We start from the raw sequence: 19,366 nt of genomic DNA on the forward strand, positions 1-19,366 counted from the left end.
AGCAGTTATGAAGACTAAAAATTTAGGGATTAATACCATTTGTACCCACGTTGGGGAAGTGGAGGATACGCAGTTTAGAGGTGCAATTTCGCCGCTATTTATGTCCACATCATATAGTTACGACGGCATGGATGCAAAACGGTATCCACGTTCTTTTAATTCTCCCAATCAAGTGGCTTTGAGTAAGAAAATTGCTATGCTGGAGAAAAAGGAGGCAGCCATGATTTTTGGTAGCGGAATGGCAGCCATCAGTCATTGTTTATTGGCTTTCTTGAAAAAAGGAGATCACATTGTTTTGCCACAAACGCTCTACGGTGGGACGTATAATTTTGTGGTGCAGGATTTTGAGAAATTCGGAATTGAATACAGCTTCGCAAAAGGTTTTTCTGAAAGTGATTTCCGAAGTGAAATAAAACCAAACACAAAATTGATTTATATTGAAACGCCAAGCAATCCGTTAATGAAAGTGACCGATTTACAAATGATTGCTACCCTTGCAAAAGAGCACAATCTTATTTCGATGATTGACAATACGTTTGCGAGTCCCATAAACCAAACTCCGGGCGATTTTGGCATCGATATCATTATGCACAGTGCGACCAAATATATGGGAGGACACAGCGATATTAGTGCCGGAGCTATTGCATGTTCGCAAGCGCATATCGAAAAAATTTGGGCGACTTCAATCAATTTGGGAGGTCATTTGAGCGATTATACGGTATGGCTTTTAGAGCGGAGTTTAAAGACGATGGCGTTACGAGTAAAAGCACAAACAAAGAATGCAAAGAAGATGGCAAAATGGCTTGAGAAAAGTACTCTTGTCGCTAAAGTATATTACCCGGGTTTAAAGTCGCACCCAGATTATGCGTTGGCAAAAAAACAAATGAAAGGTTTTACCGCGATGCTCTCTTTTGAATTAATTGAAGAAATTAATCCGGTGGAATTTATGCGCAGTTTACAACTTGTAAAATACTCAATGAGCTTGGCCGGAGTAGAATCTACAATCTTGTCACCCATGGAAACCTCGCATGCGTTATTACCAGCTGCCGAAAGAGAAAAGCAAGGTATTAAAGATGGGTTGTTACGATTTTCGGTAGGGATTGAAGAAGTGGAAGATTTGATTGCAGATTTTGAGCAGGCTTTTGAAAAGGTAAAAATTAAAGAAATAAATTAAAGAGTAAATAGATGAAACTAGACATATTAGCCATAGGAGCACACCCAGATGATGTTGAAATGAGCTGTGGTGGCACGTTGGCCAAAGAAATTTCCCGTGGTAAAAAAGTGGGTATTTTAGATTTAACACGTGGAGAATTAGGAACACGTGGCAGTGCCGAAATTAGAGATAAGGAAGCCAAAAGAGCTGCCGAAATTTTAGGAGTTTCTATGCGGCATAACTTAGCATTTGCCGATGGATTTTTCGTCAACAATGCGGCAACACAATTAGAGGTGATAAAAATCATTCGCAAATACAAACCAGATGTGGTTTTGTGCAATGCTGTTGATGACCGTCATATTGACCACCCAAAGGGAAGTAAGCTTGCAAGTGATGCCTGTTTTTTAAGTGGCCTGCGGCGAATTGAAACCATCCACGAAGGAAACCATCAACATGAGTGGCGCCCTAAACAAGTGTATCATTATATTCAATGGAAAGATAGTGCTCCGGATTTTGTTGTTGATGTCAGCGGATTTATGGATAAAAAAATGGAAGCTATTTATGCGTATAAGAGTCAGTTTTTTGATGCCGATAGCAAAGAGCCATTGACGCCTATTTCTTCAAAAAATGCGAGTGATAGCATGGAATACAGGAATAGAAACTTAGGGAGGTTAATTGGTACAGAAGCAGCAGAGGGATTTACCGCGGAACGTTACGTTGCTGTTGATTCTATTTCAGATTTAATTTAATTTTTTGAAATAACTATTGCGTTACGAATTGAAATAATATATCTTTGCATCCGCTTTGAAACCCACTAGTGTTTTATCGCAAAAATGGTGGTTGTAGCTCAGTTGGTTAGAGCGCTGGTTTGTGGTACCAGAGGTCGCCGGTTCGAACCCGGTCTTCCACCCAACAGAAAAAGTCTTCCTTTAGGGAAGACTTTTTCTGTTTAAAATATTATTGTAAGATTCCTATATTATTTAATAAAAAAACCTTCCCTTCTAATTTTAGAAAAAAATAAATAAGAAAGAACTATTATTCATTTACAATTTGTCAGCTGTAATTCTACCTTCTCTATTTGCTAATTCCCAAGCTGTGTGAAAAATTAATTGTGTTCTTTTTGCCATTAAGTCGTATTCAATTTTGTCTGGCGTATCACTTATTTTATGGTAATCTGAATGCACGCCATTAAAATAGAAGATAATTGGAACATTGTTTTTTGCAAAATTGTAATGATCACTGCGATAGTAAAAACGATTAGGGTCCTTCTCGTCATTGTATGTATAGTCTAGTTCTAAATCACTGTACTTCTTTGCTACTTCTTCTGAGACGTTATGCAATTCTTGACTCAATTTATCGCTACCTATTAAATATACATAATTAGGATTGTCTATTTTATCTGGGTCAATGCGACCTATCATATCTGTGTTTAAATCACAAACGGTATTTTCTAGCGGAAAAATGGGATTTTCCGTATAATATTGAGACCCGTACAATCCTATTTCTTCTCCCGTCACGTGCAAAAATAGAATAGAACGTTTAGGTCCTTTTCCATCTTTTACTGCTTTCTGAAATGCCTCAGCCATTTCTAACATTGCCACGGTTCCGCTTCCGTCGTCATCCGCTCCGTTGAACACGTTGCCTTCGTCATCCATTCCCACATGGTCTAAATGAGCCGATAATATGATAATCTCGTCCGGAAATTCTGAACCTTCGATAAATGCAACAACGTTTTCGGAGTCTCCTGCTGCTTCGTGCTGTCTTCCTTTAAAGTATTCTGCTGGAATGTGTTGTAAATAATCAGGATGTCCTGCCGGGGGATTGATTCCTAATTTTTTATATTCATTCTTTAAATACTCTACCGCCATTTTTTGACCTTTTGAGCCTGTCATTCTGCCCTCCATTTCATCGCCAGCGTAGATGTAAAGATGGGTTTTTAAATCTGTTGATGTAATTGACTTCGCGTATTCTAAGGAGTCATCACTCTTAGAATCAGTCGTGGTCTTATTTGCGTTACAAGAAAAAATCAAGCCTGCAAAGAGCGATATTATTATATATTTCATCTGAAAGTTGTTAAAATTCGGGTGCAAAATATTCATTTTTATAATGTTATTCTAATGTTATATAGACGTTATGAATTATTTAATATTTCAGCAGTGAAAATTATGAATCAAAATTTGTGCATTGCGTATCTTTGTACTTCAAAATATGACTATGAAAATTGAACAAATTTATACAGGCTGTCTGTCGCAGGGCGCTTATTATATTGAAAGTAAAGGCGAAATTGCCATTATCGACCCGCTTAGAGAAACCACTCCTTATGTTGAAAGAGCAAAGCGCGATGGCGGAACGATTAAATATATTTTTGAAACGCATTTTCATGCCGATTTTGTAAGTGGTCACGTAACGCTAGCTGAGGAAACTGATGCAGACATTATTTATGGGCCTCTTGCAAACCCAACATTTAATGCAATAATTGCCACAGACGGGCAAGAATTTAAAGTGGGTGCCTTGACCATAAAAGTATTGCACACACCAGGGCACACCATGGAGAGCACTACGTATTTGCTGAAAGATGAAAACGGGAAAGACCACTGCATTTTTAGTGGTGATACATTGTTTTTAGGCGATGTGGGACGACCCGATTTAGCTCAAAAAGGAGCGATGACACAGGATGATTTGGCAGGGATTCTTTTTGATAGTTTACGAAATAAAATCATGCCCCTGGCAGATGACGTAATTGTATATCCTGCGCATGGCGCGGGTTCAGCATGCGGAAAGCACATGATGAAAGAAACGGTGGATACCCTCGGAAATCAAAAAAAGATGAATTATGCGTTGCGCAAAAACATGACGAAAGAAGAATTTATAAAAGAAGTTACCGAAGGTTTACTGCCACCACCGGTATATTTTCCTTTAAATGTAAAAATGAATAGAGAAGGGTACGATGCATTGAATGATATAATAGACAGAGGAACAAAAAAATTAACTCCTGAGGCTTTCGAAAGTTTAGCCACAAATCAAGGAGCATTGATGCTGGATGTGCGGTCTCAAAAAGATTTTATGGAAGCACATGTTCCAAATTCTATATTTATAGGAATTGATGGCGGTTTTGCCCCTTGGGTGGGAACCTTGATTGCAGATACAAAGCAAGCCATAATTTTAGTGACTCCAGAAGGAAGAGAAGAAGAAACCATTACACGCTTGTCTCGTGTAGGTTTTGACAATACACTTGGATATCTTGACGGTGGGATGGCAGCTTGGAAAGCTAGTGGGAGAGAAGTAGCAAGTATGGAAAGCGTTTCGGCTCAAACTTTAAAACAACAGATTGAAAAAGGTGCCCCAGTTTTTGACGTAAGGAAAGAAGCCGAATTTGAGTCATCACATATTCCAAAGGCAAAACATACCTCTTTAGAATTTTTGAATAATCATTTAAAAGAATTTCCAAAGGACGAACCCTTTTATGTGCATTGCGCGGGCGGATACCGCTCAGTAATTGCGTCCTCTATTTTAAAGGCGAGGGGAATTCATAATGTAATTGACGTTGCGGGTGGTTTCAAGTCCATTAAAGAAGCCGAAATCGAACTAACATAAAATGCAAACATTAAAAATAACAAACCCCGTAATTTTAAAATTACGGGGTTTGTTTTTGCTGACTAAAATGGATTAGCTCCAGTTGTCTGCAATGTCCTCCAGTTTTTTAACTGAAGATAAAGTCTCTTTAATTTCACTCGCTTGGCGCGTTAACATTTGAGTGATTTCTGGTGTAAAACTATTTTCTTTTAGAGTTTCCTCATAAGCATTTACACTAGCTTTTTCACCTCTAATGCACTCTTCAAGAACAGCTTCAGCACTTTCACCTGTAAAAGTATTTTTTACGTCCATCCAAGTTCTGTGGAGTGTTCCGGTAATACTTCCGCTTTGTTTTGGTTTTTCGTTTAAAGCGTGAATTTGTGAGTCTAGCTCCGTTGCAAATCTATTGCGTTGTGCTGCTTGTTGTTTTAAATATGATTTTAATCTTTTATCCTCTGCATTTTCCATCGCATTTTTAAAACCTTTTTCAGCGTCATAATTCTTTTCTAATAATCCTTGTAAATTAGAGACTAACTTATCGTGATTTTTTTCTTTTGCTTCTTCTAATGTCGTTTTCATAGCTTTTTTATTTTATGCCAGAAAACTTATTCTGGCGATTAATACTAAAGTAAAATTACGTAAGATTATTACTGAAACGTGCCAACAAATTCCCAATTGACAATCGTTTAACACTTGCTGTTAAAGAAGTTTTAAATTCGGGTTCAATTTTTTCTACGGAAATTTTCAACTCATTTACAATATTTGACAGTCGTTTTTGTTCTATTACTATAACTTCGGAAATGTTACCTTTTAAAAGTTTAATGATTTTAATATTTCAGCAAAACCAATCAATTTTCAAGTTTTAGTATTTCCGAAGTTATTCAAATTTATTGATTGATTTTTGTCTGTTAAAAGACATATTATTGGTGCACCCTGCTCAACTTTTTTTCATTGTAGTCGAGCGGGGTGTTTTTTATTGAACTTGGTTTTGTGGAGTTCATTATATTTGCCGCCACTTTCAACCAGCTTTTATGCAATTACTTATATATAGTATCGTGTATCCATTGATATGGCTAATTTCTAAATTGCCGTTTAGGGTTTTATATTTTATATCGGACGTTTTTTATATTTTGATTTATCACGTTATTGGATATCGCAAAGATGTTGTACGAAAAAATATTAAAATTGCGTATCCAGAAATTTCAGAAGAAAAATTAAAGGAAACCGAAAAAAAATTCTACCATCACTTTTGCGATATTTTTATTGAGATGGTAAAGTCTATTAGTATCACGGAGCAGGAATTGCTCGAGCGCTATCGATTTACAAATATGGAAGTTGCGGGGCAGTACTTAAATCATAAAAGAGATATGATTCTTTGTTTTGGGCATTATGCAAGTTATGAGTGGGCGGTTTCAATGCATATTCATTATCATAATAAAGGCTTCGGGATTTATAAAAGAATAAAGAACAAATATTTCGATAAGATGATTCGGGATATTAGAGGGCGTTGGAAAACCGAGTTGATTGTCAATAAAGAGGCGAGGGTTAAAATAGCTGAAGTATTAGAAGAGGAGCACGAAGATGCGGTGATGTTCGGTTTTATCATGGATCAGTCACCTTCAAATGATAGAAATAAACATTGGGCGCCTTTCTGTAATGTGAAGACTCCTTTTTTTACGGGAGTAGAAGAAATTGCGAAAGAACATAATTTGCCGGTGGTATTTCTTGCCACAAAAAAAGTAAAACGTGGCTATTATGAGGGTACGTACAAGGTGCTTGCTGAAAATCCAAATGATTTCAAAGATTACGAAATAACCGATATGTTTGCCAAAGCCCTTGAAGAACAGATTGATATTGCTCCAGAATTTTACTTTTGGACTCACAAGAGATTTAAGTTTGTTAAGTCACTTAATAAGCATTAGTGAAGTCTCCAAAATAATTTTCCATTTTTCAAAAAAAACATTTTATACTTTAAAAAAGCAATGTATATTTGCACCCGCATTCAAGGGAATACCTTGATGAGGCACTCAAGGAGAAATGGCAGAGTGGTCGAATGCGGCAGTCTTGAAAACTGTTGAGGGTCACACCTCCGGGGGTTCGAATCCCTCTTTCTCCGCTTTAAACCTCGTAAACTTAATGTTTACGGGGTTTTGTTTTTTTAGGGATAGGGAGATAAAAAGGGGCATATAAATACTTGAAATTCTAATTTCAATCCAAAATCCCAACCGGCTTTTTATCCTCGCCAATCGCCACAAATGTGAAATAGCCCGTCACCACTTTTTCTCGTTCATCACTATACATATCTTCCATAAACATATCCACTTTTACCACACAACTTGAACGCCCCACTTTATTGACCCGGGCAATCAACTCAACAATACTTCCCTGCGGAATAGGTTTCGTAAAATCAATTTTATCTGTAGAGACCGTTACCACTTTTTTACGGCTAAAGCGCGTTGCACAAATAAAAGACGCCTCATCCATCATGTGCAGCGTAGTCCCGCCAAAGAGCGTATCATAGTGGTTGGTGGTATTTGGGAATACCGCTTTAAAAATTCGGGTTTCACTTTCGTCTTTTAATGCTTCTATGTTTGCCATTGTCTATGCTTATTTTACTATAATAATTTAGGTGTGTGAATTATAGGATTTTGCCCTTTATACTCCCTATTTTTGCAAACAAAGATACCCAATATGACACAAGATATCATCACGGCTCTAAAATGGCGATATGCAACAAAAAAGTTTGACACGGCGCAGAAAGTTTCCGAAGACAAACTCAATATACTTAAAAGCTCTTTCAATTTAACCGCAACCTCTTATGGATTGCAACCGTTGAAATTGGTGGTCATTTCAGACCAAAAAATAAAAGAAAGTCTTGTGCCGCTTACCATGAACCAAACACAGGTAAGTGACTGTTCGCATGTATTTGTGCTTTGCACGGAAACCGAAATTTCAAAAAAATATATTGAGCATTACTTTTCAAATGTGGAGAAAACAAGGAATACACCTTCGGAAATTTTAAAACCTTTTGAAACTTTTTTGATTGATGAATTTACAAGAAAACCGAAAGAGGAAATCCAAAATTGGGCTGCAAAACAAGCCTATCTTGCCCTTGGGAACCTTTTGACCGTGTGTGCTTTGGAGGATATCGATGCCTGCCCCATTGAAGGATTCGAGCCTAAAAAGTATGACAAATTTTTGCAGCTGCAAGAAAAAGGATTACAATCTGTTTTGGTTTTGGCAGTGGGTTATCGTGCAGAAGACGATATGTTTGCAGAGATGAAAAAAGTGCGACGTGGCGTTGAAGAAGTTGTTATCGAAATGTGATTTTTTAACCACAAACCACAAACTAATAGCTACTCGCTCCCTGCTATATCTTCGCCTGGTACGTATATAAATCAAAATACCTTCCTTCTTTTGCAATAAGCTCTTCGTGACTTCCGGTTTCAGCAATGTTTCCATTTTCGATAACTAGAATCTGATTTGCTTTTTTAATGGTACTCAATCTGTGGGCGATGATAATCGTCGTTCTGTTTTTAATAAGTTCGTTCAACGATTTTTGAATCAAAGCTTCACTCTCAGTATCTAAATTTGAAGTAGCTTCGTCTAGAATAATGATTTTTGGGTCGGCAAGAATAGCGCGTGCAATGGAGATACGTTGGCGCTGTCCACCGCTTAGCTTTACACCGCGTTCGCCTATTAATGTGTCGAGTCCGTCTTCAAAACGATCTGTAAATTCATTTACATATCCCGCGTTTACTGCATTTAATAATTGCTCCTCAGTGGCGTCTGGCCTCGGAAATAAAATGTTTTCACGGATGGTACCTTCGAATAAAAATTCGTCTTGCAGCACCACTCCCAAATTTTTACGATAACTACTCAACTTAACAGTAGATAAATCGACGCCATCCATCAAAACCTGTCCCGAAGTGGGTGTTAAAAAAGTAGCCGAAAGTCCTGCAATCGTAGATTTCCCAGAACCCGAACTTCCCACCAATGCAATCACGTTTCCAGCTTTTACGTCAATATTAATATTATGTAGGACATTTTTTCCTTCTTCGTAAGCAAACGTTACATCTTTAAATTGCAAGTGTCCTTTGATGGCTGGAAGAGTCACCGTTCTATTTTTCATTTCCTCCTCGGGAGTGATGTTCATTAATTCTTCGGTACGGTCAAGTCCGGCAAGGGCTTCGGTGAGTTGACTCCCAATGTTGCTCATTTGCACAATGGGCGCAATCATAAAACCTAGCAATAATGTGAAGAGTAAAAAATCTCCCACGGTCATGTCGCCTTCAATCATATAATACCCACCAATTCCCATTATTCCTACGGAAGCTAATCCAAGCAGAAATGTGCTGGAACTGGTCATGATTGCTGTTGCAGTCAAACTCTTTTTTACATTCTGAAACAGTTTGTCTACACCTTCTTCAAAGATTTTATTTTCTTGCGCCTCGGCGTTAAATCCTTTGATTACACGAACACCAGCAAGTGTTTCTGTTAATCTTCCTTGTACTTCAGCATTTATTTTTCCGCGTTCTCTAAAAATGGGTCGAATGAATTTGAATGCTTTTAAAGCCACAAATCCAAAAATAGCAACGGGCAAAAACACGAACAACGTCATCCACGGATTGATGCGTACCAGCAATACAACCGAAATAATCGCGGTAATACTTCCACCCACAAGTTGAACAAGTCCGGTTCCTATTAAATTGCGAACTCCCTCCACATCGCTCATTATCCTTGAGACCAGAGATCCACTTTTTGTATTATCAAAAAAGCTAATGGGTAATGACAATACTTTTTTCTGAACTTGAGCACGCAATTCACTAATCAAATACTGAGCTTGCACGCTCAATATTCGGGTCAATAAAAAAGAGGTGATTGCTTGCACTAACAGGGCAACTCCAACCATCCATAATAAGTTGTATAAAGCCGAAAAGTCTTTATTCGGAATGATTTCGTCCAGTAATTCTTTTGATTTCAAAGGGAGGACAAAACTGGCGAGCCTTCCAATTACGATTAATCCAAGACCTATAAAAACCAATTTCCTTCGTGGCCAGATAATTGTCTTGAATGCCGAAGTCATTGTAACTTTAGCATGTTCTCTATCTTTTTTTTCTTTGGTTTCGGCGTAGTGTTTCATGAATTGTAAAGGTAGTCAAGTCTTAAAATTTCCGAAGTGAAAAGAGCATTAAAAATTAAATGACAACTGTATATTTACAACTTTTAGTTTTGTTAAGACGGATAAAAGATAATCAAAGACGGAAGACGGGTGACCGAAGGTGGGAGTCAACACAATGAAGATGTCTGGTTGAGAACAATTGAAACCTACTTGAGAATAACAAATATTTAATTCCCACTTCTGCACAATCTAGAATCAAAAACTATAAACTATAAACCATTTAACGATTAACCCCATGCCCGGATTTGAAGTTTTTGGCGACGAAGAGCGCTCACAAGTAAACGATGTTTTAGAAAACGGTGTGTTGATGCGCTACGGCTTTGATGGCATGCGCAACGGCCATTGGAAAGCACTGGAATTTGAAAAGGCGTTTGCTGCCAGAATGGAAACAAAACATTGTCAATTGGTTTCCAGTGGAACTGCCGCATTAACTGTCGCACTTGCTGCGGCAGGCGTGGGGGCAGGGGATGAGGTGATCATGCCCGTGTTTACTTTTGTGGCGAGTTTTGAGTCTATTTTAATGCTTGGGGCTGTTCCAGTTTTGGTCGATATTGATGAAACATTGGGGCTTGACCCAAAAGCGGTGGAGGCTGCAATCACATCAAAGACCAAATGCATCATGCCCGTTCACATGTGTGGTTCTATGGCAGATTTAAAGGCGCTAGCCGAAATATGTAAAACCCACAATCTTTTATTGCTTGAAGATGCTTGCCAAGCGATTGGAGGAACGTTTGACGGAAAACCTTTAGGGAGTATTGGAGATTTAGGTTGTTTTTCATTCGATTTTGTAAAAACAATTACGTGTGGAGAAGGTGGCGGAATTATTACAAATAGCGACGATTTTAAAATAAACGCTGACCAATTTCAGGATCACGGTCATGACCACATAGGCAACAATCGTGGTGCCGAAACGCATCCTGCATTGGGTTATAATTTCAGAATTTCAGAATTAAATGCTGCGGTTGGTATCGCACAATTAGGGAAATTTGATGCTATTTTAGAAAAGCAAGAACTGTATTATAACATTCTAGCTGAAGAATTAACTCCAATCCCTGAAATTACTTTTAGAAAAGTGCCCGAGGGCGGTGTGCAAAACCACTCCTTTGTCAACTTCTTTTTACCCACACAGGAAATTGCCAAAAAGGTGCACACAGCTTTGGGCAAAGCAGGAGTAGAGGCTTGTTTTTATTGGTTTGACAATAATTGGCACTACATCCACGGTTGGGAACATTTAAGGAATTTAACCTCCTTCCAAAATCTTTCTTCGGAAATTAAGAGCCAAATTCAAGATTTAAATACTACCGATTTCTCAAAAAGTGATGCTTGGATGGGAAGGACTATTTCTTCATTGGTAAAGATTGGAATGACGGAGGATCAAGTGAGAGAGCGGGCAGTAAATATCAAGAAAGTAATTCTTCAAGTTTTATCTTAATTTACTATAAATATTATTGAGTATTTGTTAAATGCTTGTTAGAGCAAGTTGTTAATTAACGTTTTCTCTTTACATTTATCTTATAACATTAAAACTATATAATTATGAGAGGTTTACTTTGGTTAGTCGCAGTTATTTGCATAATTGCTTGGATTTTAGGTTTCTTCGGAATAGTATCCGGTCTAGGAACCAGTAGTTTAATTCATGTACTGTTGGTTATTGCAATTATAGCAATATTATACAACATTATAAGTGGTAGAAGGCCTTTGTAAGAAGAACTAATACAATCTTACTAATAAAAAAGGCGACGTTTCTAAAAACCTAGAAACGTCGCCTTTCATTTTATTCGATTTTAAAATTATACCGTTTATTTCTTAATAACCCACATAGTCAATAATCTCCAACCCATATCCAATCATCCCTACGCGTTTAGATTGTGTAGAGTTTGAAACCAACCTTATTTTATGAATACCAAGGTCGTGTAATATTTGGGCTCCAATACCAAAGTCTTTTGCATCCATGCCAATAGATGGGGCTTTTACAATCGTATTTTCTTTTTGAGTTTCGCGAAGTTGGCGTAATCGAGCTAAAAGATTAAATGACTGACTCTGCTGATTGATAAAAACCAAAGCACCTTTGCCTTCATCATTGATTACCTTGAACATGTCGTCAAGTTTTTTGTCAACGTTATTCGTTAAGGTTCCAAGAATGTCGTTATTTACTAAAGTAGAATTTACGCGAACCATAACAGATTCTCCCGCGCCCCATGTTCCTTTGGTTAGCGCAATGTGGATTTGATCATTTGTGGTTTGTTGATAGGCACGGAGTCTAAATTCGCCAAAGTTTGTCGTAATATTAAAATCTTCTTTTTTCTCAATCAAAGAATCGTGCTCCATTCTGTAAGCTACCAGCGCCTCGATGGAAACCAATTTTAAATCAAACTTGCGAGCTACTTCTACCAAATGCGGTAGGCGCGCCATTGTCCCATCTTCATTCATGATCTCTACAATCACTCCGGCAGGTTTTAGTCCAGCGAGTCTAGCAAAATCAATTGCAGCTTCGGTGTGGCCTGTTCTTCGGAGTACACCACCATCTTTTGCTTTCAAAGGAAAAATATGTCCCGGTCTGCTTAAATCGTAAGGTTTTGTATCTGCATCAATCAATGACTTTACAGTCTTTGCTCTATCGGCTGCCGAAATCCCAGTCGTTACGCCATTACCTTTTAAATCCACCGAAATCGTAAACGCAGTTTCCATAGGGTCTGTATTATTCCCCGTCATCATTTCAAGCTGCAATTCTTTACAACGACTTTCGGTAATTGGAGCGCAAATAAGACCTCTTCCATGGGTTGCCATAAAGTTAATGATCTCTGGAGTAATCGTTTCGGCTGCAGCCAGAAAATCGCCTTCATTTTCTCTGTCCTCATCATCAACAACAATAATCACCTTGCCTTGCTTGATATCCTCAATGGCTTCTTCAATGGTGTTTAATTTTATTTGGGTTCCGTTTGCGGTAGTCAACATATCAAAATTTTAATGGACAACAAAGATAAGGAATGAGTTGCGATTTGCGATGTGGGATTTACGATATACGATCTTCAAAACTTCGGAAATTTGAAAATGGAAAAAGTTTTGAGTCAATAACGATAAATGAAAATTTTTTTTCTTCGGAAATTTCTATGATAAAATTCTTTTTGACTATTTTAAATGAAGAAGTAGAAATAATAATGGAATTTAAATTTCCGAAGCAATTTATAAATCTTTAAAACTCACCGTCTTTGTAGCCTTTATCTTTCAACGCTTTAATCGCTGCTTCTTTGACTTCTTTTGAATAACCTAATCGTTCGTGGTTGTGAACAATATCCTTTAATTGCTCATCATTTCTGGAGAGGACGAGCGCTTTTTCCTGTTGGGTGAGTAGGATTTGATTTTCGGGTAGATCAGAGTCACTTTTCTTTTTGAACAAACGTGTAAATCTGCTAATAAATGTGTCAAAGTCAAATACACCTTGGTCTGTTGTGGCTCGATAGGTAAGCCAAATACTCAACGGCAACATAATTGCCGTACTCATCCAAGTGGCGATGAAGGGATGGAGCGTGCCATCCTCTGCGCTGTTTTTTGCGAAAATACCAATAAAGTGATAGGTCAAGAATAGTAAAATGGCAACAACCATGGGCAATCCCATACCGCCTTTTCTAATAATGGCTCCCAAAGGCGCACCCACGAAAAAGAGAATGATGCAGGCAATCGCTAGCACATATTTATCGTGTAATGCCATTTCAAATTTATTCAGTCGCTTTGTTTTTACTGCAAATTCGCTCTTTTTTGCATTGATGCTTTGGAGGGTTCCTTTTACATTATTCAATGCCATTTTTGCAATATCGGCTTGTGCTTTGGGTTTAAAGACATCCATAAATGTATCTAGGGTGTCTGATATTTTTTTAGTTTTTATCGATGGGTCTGTCAATTTTGAAACGCCGCTTCGATAATACACATCATTTGCAAACGCACCAATGTCTTTAGTGTAGCTTTCTGACAAAGAATCAATTTCGACAATTAATTCACTCATCTTAAACATATTTTGATTGCTCAAATTATTTTCGGCATCTATATCGGTATCGTTCAAGGCTGTCAGGTCAATATTGATAGTGTATTCCTCGAAAAATGTTTTTGAGAAAGGTTCACGTTTTTTTTTTCTTATGTCTTTCTCTTGAATTTCCTGGTAGTCATTCCCATTTTTTAAAATGAGTGATAGTGTATTGCTACCTTCTTCACTTGCAAGTTCGCCGCTTTCAGCTATGGTTACGTTATAATTGCCATTTGGTTTTGTTGGGTTTTTTCGGTGGATGACTACATCTCTTAAAAATTCGTCACGGTCACCATATTTTTCAGCAACTTTAATGTTAATGTCATCACCAATCTGGCTAAACTGACCCGCACTTATTACCATCGACGGACTTAACTGTGCAATGTTTCGGCGTAAGTTTTGCCATTTATATTCAGAATAGGGGATTACATTATTGGCAAAAAGAAACGCCGTAAAACTCAATAAGAGGATAAAAACTGTTAAACTTCGCATGGCGCGTTGCAGTGAAATACCGGTAGATTTCATGGCGGCAAATTCATACTTTTCGGAAAAACTTCCGAAGACCATTAAAGATGTAACGAGAATCGTAAGCGGTAAAACCAGTGGAATAAGACGTGGAGAAACGTACCATAAAAATTTAAGTACAATCCATAAATCTAAATCCTTACCCGCTAATTCGCTAATATATAGCCAAATAGTTTGCAGTACAAAAATGAACATTAAAATAATGAAGACGCTAAAAAACGTCTTCAAATAACTTGTCAATATATACCGGTCGAGTATTTTCAAACCACGAATTTAATCCAATTTGTTTATGTAGTAGCCGTCGCTTTTATACTTAGCTTCGTCAAAGGTAAACAAGGTTTTTGAAAGTGGCTGATTTGTTTTAAAAGATTGTACGGTCAAAGTATATTTTGTCCCTTTCGCATCTGTTTGAATTAGCTTATAAATGTGTTTTGTTTGTGCATCAATACCTAACAGTATGTCTTTAATTTCGGCATTGCTGTCAATGGGTGTCAATTTTACGAATTGGATTTTTCTTCCACTTACGTTTTGAACGATATCCATTTTTGCATTGTATCCTTTTTCATAAAAAGTCAACATTTTTGAAGGTGTGATATCTTTGTCATCCTTAGCATTGTATGTTGAAATGGTTACTTCTTCATCTTCAGGAACAATAGTGAAAATCTTCTTTCCATCAAATAAGCGGGTTGTACCTAACATATTAAGTACATATTTTTCTCCTGAAAGAGAAACATCGCCACGTGTGTCTTGATTGACTCCTTCTTTTTTATTATTGAGGTTGTACTTAAAGTCAATGGTAATATTGTCATAGCTCCGCACTTTTGCCGAAACTTCATTTAGGAGTTTTTTTGCGTCTTGTGCGCTTGCTGTTGCTACTGTAAAAATGGTAATAAATACTAAAGCTAACTTTTTCATAATGATTGCTCGCGTAGGCGAGCAGCTTTTAAATTAAACTAAACTTACTTTATTCTGAATCTAACAATTGATTTAGTGCATCAATCGTGGGAACGGTTACTTGTCTTGCTTTACTACCTTCAAAAGGCCCAACGATTCCTGCGGCTTCAAGTTGGTCGATAATTCTTCCAGCTCTATTATAGCCTAATTTTAGTTTTCGTTGTAATAAAGAAGCGCTTCCTTGTTGTGCGATTACCAGCACTTCGGCGGCGTCTCTAAACAGTGCATCCCGTTCGTTGATATCATTATCAAGAGTTGTGCCACCTTCTTCGCCAACATATTCCGGTAAAATATGTGCATCTGGATACGCTTTTTGACCACCAATAAAGTCGGTTATGTCAGCAACTTCTGGAGTGTCAACAAAGGCACATTGAATACGCACCAGCTCATTTCCTTGGGTGTATAACATATCTCCTCGTCCTATTAATTGATCTGCACCGCCACTGTCAAGAATTGTTCGGGAATCAATTTTACTTGTTACTCTAAATGCAATTCTCGCAGGGAAGTTTGCCTTAATAATACCCGTTATCACATTCACAGAAGGTCGCTGCGTTGCTACAATTAAATGAATACCAATGGCACGAGCCAATTGCGCCAAACGAGCAATAGGAGTTTCCACTTCTTTTCCAGCGGTCATAATCAAATCTGCAAACTCATCAATGACCAAAACAATATAGGGCAAGTATTTATGTCCGTCATTTGGGTTTAATTTTCTCGCTTTAAACTTTGTATTGTATTCCTTGATATTACGTACAAAAGCGTTTTTCAACAAATCATACCGTTGGTCCATTTCAATGCATAAAGAATTCAGCGTGGTAATTACCTTATTTGTATCCGTTATAATTGCATCTTCGTCGCCCGGTAATTTTGCAAGAAAATGACGCTCAATTTTGTTGAATAAAGTAAGCTCAACCTTTTTTGGGTCAACGAGAACGAACTTTACTTCAGCGGGATGTTTTTTGTAGAGTAGGGAGGTGAGGATGGCATTTAATCCAACCGATTTACCCTGTCCCGTAGCACCCGCCATTAGTAGGTGTGGCATTTTTGCAAGGTCGACCACGAAGGTTTCATTGCTTATTGTTTTTCCTAAGGCTAATGGCAGTTCCATTTCAGCACTTTGAAATTTAGGCGATGCAATTGTTGACCGCATCGAAACTGTTTTTGGGTTTTTGTTAGGTACTTCAATACCTATCGTTCCGCGCCCGGGAATAGGGGCGATAATTCTAATTCCCAATGCCGAAAGTGACAGTGCAATATCGTCTTCGAGATTTTTGATTTTTGAAATTCTAATCCCTGCATCGGGTACAATTTCATATAGAGTTACCGTTGGACCAACCGTTGCTTTAATGCTTGCAATCCCAATTTTATAATTGTTGAGTGTGTCAACAATACGGTTTTTATTATCTTCCAGCTCTTCTTGATTGATAGTAATTCCTTGCCCTGAAGTGTAATCTTTCAAAAGATCAATTGTAGGAAACTTGTAACCACTCAGTTCCAATGTTGGGTCGAATTCGCCAAAATCTGCAACCAATTTATCGCTCAAATTTTTCTTGCCTTCTTTCTCGTTGGTAATTTTTTCCACTTCCATTGCAACTTCTTCTTCGGCGATTTCAACTTGAAATTCTTCGGTGGAGACAATCGGTGATTTTACTTCGGAAATTTCTGCTTCGGTGGTGTCGTTATTTGATGAAAAGTCTGTAGTTTTTGATGTTTCAAAACTCGTTTCGGCAGCAGTTATTGTGTCTACATTATCTTCAGGTTGTTTCATTTCCGAAGTTCCATCTTCCAAAGAAAAGTCGGATTCAATACTCTTTTTTGTTTTCTGAAATGTAGTAGCAACAAGCTCTGGAGTGATTTTTAAACGAACCACTAAATAAATAATCGCGAAAAACGTCATTAATAATATAGTGCCTAGAAACCCAATGTAGTCCTGAAAAAAGTCGTTGATTTCATACCCAATTACACCACTAAAAAGTGAATTTTTGAAATGGAAAAATCCAAAAAATATGGAAATCCAAATCATCAATAAAATACCCCAAAACCAAAATTTCTTTAATTGGCTTTTTGCATAATCGAAAAATAAATAGACCCCTGTTAATGTTACGAGCGTTGCAAAAATGAAGGATGAAATTCCGAAGCCATCATAGATAAAAAAGTGCGCGATGTTACTGCCAAATTTACTTAGCCAGTTTTTACTTTCAGCATCTCTGTCTATAATTCCTACAATGCTTTGGTCAGCCTGCCATGTAAAAAAATAAGACACAAAAGAGAACAGAAGCGCGAGCCCAAGCAGCATAAGAAAACTCCCTAACAGTATTTTTTGCTGTTTTGAGAGTTTGAACGAGATAGGTTTTCTCGGTTGCTTGGTTTTCTTTGTCGTTGTTTTCTTTTTGGCCATTAATGGGTAGGTGTGTCTCAAACAAAAGTACAAATTGTTAACGTATGTAGTACGCCCGATAGTTTAAAAGTTTGAGGATTTTTTGAGCCTAATTTATGTGTCAAGTAAAATTTTTCAAAAAAAAAGTGATGACATTTTTTAACTGTTGCGATATACTAATGAAAACAATAATTAATCATTAAAACAAACAACATGAAAAATTTAAAAAAATTAACCGCAATTTTATTTCTATGTCTAGCTGTAGTGTCTTGTAACAAAGATGATGGTGATTCTGAGCCAACAAATGCCGAACTAATTATAGGCTTATTTCAATTACAATCTGTCACACAAGATGGCAATCCCTTTGCTCTAGGTCCTTGTGACCTTTTAGAAACTGTACGATTTAATGAGTCTGGTGCGTTTACTCAAACTATTTACTCTGGTGAAAACTGTGCTGTGATTACCCCTTTAAATGGAACCTACACTATCACAGATACTAGTATTACTACAAATGTGGGTAGTGATGCCACAATTGTTCGTATTGTCACTTTAAATGACAGCTCTTTAAGCGTAGAATTTAATGAAAGTGGAATTTTATTTGTTCAAAATTATATTAGAAAGTAACCGAAATCTTTTGAACAATCTAATAGTAAAAGTAGTAAAAGGTCAAACTATCGCAATGATGGTTTGACCTTTTTTATTTGTCTAAAATTTAGGAATATAAATGATGCATGCAATTAGGACTGCGGCAACGGCAGCAAAAAAAACTGCTCCTGCGGCTACGTCTTTAATAAAACCTATTTTGTTGTGGTAATCTGGATGAACAAAATCGGCAATCGCTTCAGCAGCTGTGTTGAGGCCTTCGACGCTCATGACTAAACCAATAGCAAAAATTTGAAACATCCACTCCGTAGCGCTTATGTTAAATACAAATCCTGCAATGGTAATACCTATGGCAATTATTGTTTGTACTTGTATACTCGGTTCGGTTTTGATGAGCTTCCAAGCACCAACAATTGCATATTTACAACCTTTAAGTCTTTTTCCTAAAAAGGTATTCCACATTATTTCAATGCATTTAGCGCAGCTTGATAATTAGGTTCTTGTCCTATTTCTGGGACTTGCTCGCTATAGATTATATTATGGTTTTCATCAAGCGCAATCACGACGCGAGAATGTAAACCGCTAAAAGGGCCATCGATGATATTTAATCCATAATCATCACCAAATTTTCCCGTTTTAAAATCACTCAACATCTCTACATTTTCAAGGCCTTCTGCGGCGCAAAAACGTGCCTGGGCAAAGGGTAGGTCTCTGGAGATACATAATACTTTTGTGTTGTCCAACCCAGCAGCTTCTTCATTGAATTTACGAGCTGATGCAGCACAAACGCCAGTATCAACACTAGGGAAGATATTGAGTATTTTGCGGAGACCGCTATAATCGCTTAAGGATTTTACGCCCATATCTGAAGCGACAAGTTTAAAATTTTGAGCTTTTGAATTGTTTTCTGGTAGGTTTCCGTTGGTTTCGACAGGATTTCCGCCGAGTGTTATTTTTGCCATTTTCTCTGAGTTTTTAAGA

At 37.5% G+C, this 19,366-nt stretch carries 18 protein-coding genes and 2 tRNA genes; 10 read left to right on the plus strand and 10 right to left on the minus strand.

Translation table 11 applies throughout. From position 1 onward, the window contains the following. The first annotated feature begins 7 nt into the window (after nt 1-7). The 3 genes from ACSHW7_RS11920 to ACSHW7_RS11930 all read left to right on the plus strand — a co-directional run bounded on the left by ACSHW7_RS11920 (nt 8) and on the right by ACSHW7_RS11930 (nt 2,064). Nucleotides 8-1,174 (plus strand): trans-sulfuration enzyme family protein, encoded by a 1,167-nt coding sequence (locus ACSHW7_RS11920; RefSeq protein WP_435679587.1) that lies wholly within the window; start codon nt 8-10, stop codon nt 1,172-1,174. Nucleotides 1,175-1,185: 11 nt separating this feature from the next. Next, nucleotides 1,186-1,902, plus strand: a complete 717-nt coding sequence (gene bshB1 / locus ACSHW7_RS11925; protein WP_435679588.1) for a bacillithiol biosynthesis deacetylase BshB1 — start codon at nt 1,186-1,188, stop codon at nt 1,900-1,902. A gap of 86 nt (nt 1,903-1,988) precedes the next feature. After that, nucleotides 1,989-2,064: transfer RNA gene (locus ACSHW7_RS11930), tRNA-His, on the plus strand. Between the two features lie 132 nt (nt 2,065-2,196). On the opposite strand, the gene ACSHW7_RS11935 is transcribed toward ACSHW7_RS11930, so the two are convergent. Further along, nucleotides 2,197-3,216: a M28 family metallopeptidase gene (locus tag ACSHW7_RS11935; RefSeq protein ID WP_435679589.1), complete on the minus strand. Its 1,020-nt coding sequence runs from the start codon at nt 3,214-3,216 to the stop codon at nt 2,197-2,199. A gap of 151 nt (nt 3,217-3,367) precedes the next feature. Between ACSHW7_RS11935 and ACSHW7_RS11940 the strand changes: the two genes are divergently transcribed. Then, nucleotides 3,368-4,747, plus strand: a complete 1,380-nt coding sequence (locus ACSHW7_RS11940; RefSeq protein WP_435679590.1) for an MBL fold metallo-hydrolase — start codon at nt 3,368-3,370, stop codon at nt 4,745-4,747. A gap of 72 nt (nt 4,748-4,819) precedes the next feature. Here ACSHW7_RS11940 and ACSHW7_RS11945 read toward each other — a convergent pair whose 3' ends face one another. After that, entirely contained in the window at nt 4,820-5,305 is a 486-nt protein-coding gene (locus ACSHW7_RS11945; protein ID WP_435679591.1) for a ferritin-like domain-containing protein, read from the minus strand. 425 nt (nt 5,306-5,730) lie between these two features. On the opposite strand from ACSHW7_RS11945, the gene ACSHW7_RS11950 reads away from it, so the two are divergent. Beyond that, nucleotides 5,731-6,648 (plus strand): lysophospholipid acyltransferase family protein, encoded by a 918-nt coding sequence (locus tag ACSHW7_RS11950; RefSeq protein ID WP_435679756.1) that lies wholly within the window; start codon nt 5,731-5,733, stop codon nt 6,646-6,648. A gap of 109 nt (nt 6,649-6,757) precedes the next feature. Beyond that, nucleotides 6,758-6,842: transfer RNA gene (locus ACSHW7_RS11955), tRNA-Ser, on the plus strand. A 92-nt stretch (nt 6,843-6,934) separates the two neighbouring features. On the opposite strand, the gene ACSHW7_RS11960 is transcribed toward ACSHW7_RS11955, so the two are convergent. Beyond that, the gene (locus ACSHW7_RS11960; RefSeq protein WP_435679592.1) at nt 6,935-7,324 is read right to left on the minus strand and encodes an acyl-CoA thioesterase; all 390 of its coding nucleotides are present in this window, start codon (nt 7,322-7,324) and stop codon (nt 6,935-6,937) included. Nucleotides 7,325-7,417: 93 nt separating this feature from the next. Between ACSHW7_RS11960 and ACSHW7_RS11965 the strand changes: the two genes are divergently transcribed. Continuing rightward, nucleotides 7,418-8,053, plus strand: coding sequence for an NAD(P)H-dependent oxidoreductase (locus ACSHW7_RS11965; RefSeq protein ID WP_435679593.1), 636 nt, complete (start codon nt 7,418-7,420; stop codon nt 8,051-8,053). 43 nt (nt 8,054-8,096) lie between these two features. Here ACSHW7_RS11965 and ACSHW7_RS11970 read toward each other — a convergent pair whose 3' ends face one another. Then, complete coding sequence (locus ACSHW7_RS11970; protein WP_435679594.1) at nt 8,097-9,869, minus strand: ABC transporter ATP-binding protein; 1,773 nt, start codon at nt 9,867-9,869, stop codon at nt 8,097-8,099. Between the two features lie 274 nt (nt 9,870-10,143). On the opposite strand from ACSHW7_RS11970, the gene ACSHW7_RS11975 reads away from it, so the two are divergent. Next, entirely contained in the window at nt 10,144-11,340 is a 1,197-nt protein-coding gene (locus ACSHW7_RS11975) for a DegT/DnrJ/EryC1/StrS family aminotransferase (protein ID WP_435679595.1), read from the plus strand. Nucleotides 11,341-11,444: 104 nt separating this feature from the next. After that, nucleotides 11,445-11,612, plus strand: coding sequence for a lmo0937 family membrane protein (locus ACSHW7_RS11980; RefSeq protein ID WP_435679596.1), 168 nt, complete (start codon nt 11,445-11,447; stop codon nt 11,610-11,612). A 102-nt stretch (nt 11,613-11,714) separates the two neighbouring features. Here ACSHW7_RS11980 and ribB read toward each other — a convergent pair whose 3' ends face one another. The 4 genes from ribB to ACSHW7_RS12000 all read right to left on the minus strand — a co-directional run bounded on the left by ribB (nt 11,715) and on the right by ACSHW7_RS12000 (nt 17,803). Continuing rightward, complete coding sequence (ribB, locus tag ACSHW7_RS11985; protein ID WP_435679597.1) at nt 11,715-12,863, minus strand: 3,4-dihydroxy-2-butanone-4-phosphate synthase; 1,149 nt, start codon at nt 12,861-12,863, stop codon at nt 11,715-11,717. Nucleotides 12,864-13,101: 238 nt separating this feature from the next. Next, nucleotides 13,102-14,646, minus strand: a complete 1,545-nt coding sequence (locus tag ACSHW7_RS11990; RefSeq protein ID WP_435679598.1) for an LptF/LptG family permease — start codon at nt 14,644-14,646, stop codon at nt 13,102-13,104. Between the two features lie 78 nt (nt 14,647-14,724). Next, nucleotides 14,725-15,366 carry a LolA family protein gene (locus tag ACSHW7_RS11995; protein ID WP_435679599.1) on the minus strand — a complete coding sequence of 214 codons (642 nt, stop codon included), beginning with the start codon at nt 15,364-15,366 and terminating at the stop codon, nt 14,725-14,727. Between the two features lie 49 nt (nt 15,367-15,415). Beyond that, nucleotides 15,416-17,803: a DNA translocase FtsK 4TM domain-containing protein gene (locus tag ACSHW7_RS12000; RefSeq protein ID WP_435679600.1), complete on the minus strand. Its 2,388-nt coding sequence runs from the start codon at nt 17,801-17,803 to the stop codon at nt 15,416-15,418. 192 nt (nt 17,804-17,995) lie between these two features. On the opposite strand from ACSHW7_RS12000, the gene ACSHW7_RS12005 reads away from it, so the two are divergent. Then, nucleotides 17,996-18,406, plus strand: a complete 411-nt coding sequence (locus tag ACSHW7_RS12005; RefSeq protein WP_435679601.1) for a lipocalin family protein — start codon at nt 17,996-17,998, stop codon at nt 18,404-18,406. A gap of 81 nt (nt 18,407-18,487) precedes the next feature. Here ACSHW7_RS12005 and ACSHW7_RS12010 read toward each other — a convergent pair whose 3' ends face one another. Together ACSHW7_RS12010 and tpx are read right to left on the minus strand one after the other, a co-directional pair. Next, on the minus strand, nt 18,488-18,847 hold the full coding sequence (locus ACSHW7_RS12010; protein WP_435679602.1) for a diacylglycerol kinase: 360 nt from the start codon (nt 18,845-18,847) through the stop codon (nt 18,488-18,490). Beyond that, nucleotides 18,847-19,347 (minus strand): thiol peroxidase, encoded by a 501-nt coding sequence (tpx, locus tag ACSHW7_RS12015; protein ID WP_435679603.1) that lies wholly within the window; start codon nt 19,345-19,347, stop codon nt 18,847-18,849. The genes ACSHW7_RS12010 and tpx overlap by 1 nt, the downstream gene beginning before the upstream one ends. Nucleotides 19,348-19,366 lie beyond the last annotated feature (19 nt).

Source organism: Patiriisocius sp., assembly GCF_051252435.1.
In the GTDB taxonomy this organism is placed as follows: domain Bacteria; phylum Bacteroidota; class Bacteroidia; order Flavobacteriales; family Flavobacteriaceae; genus Patiriisocius.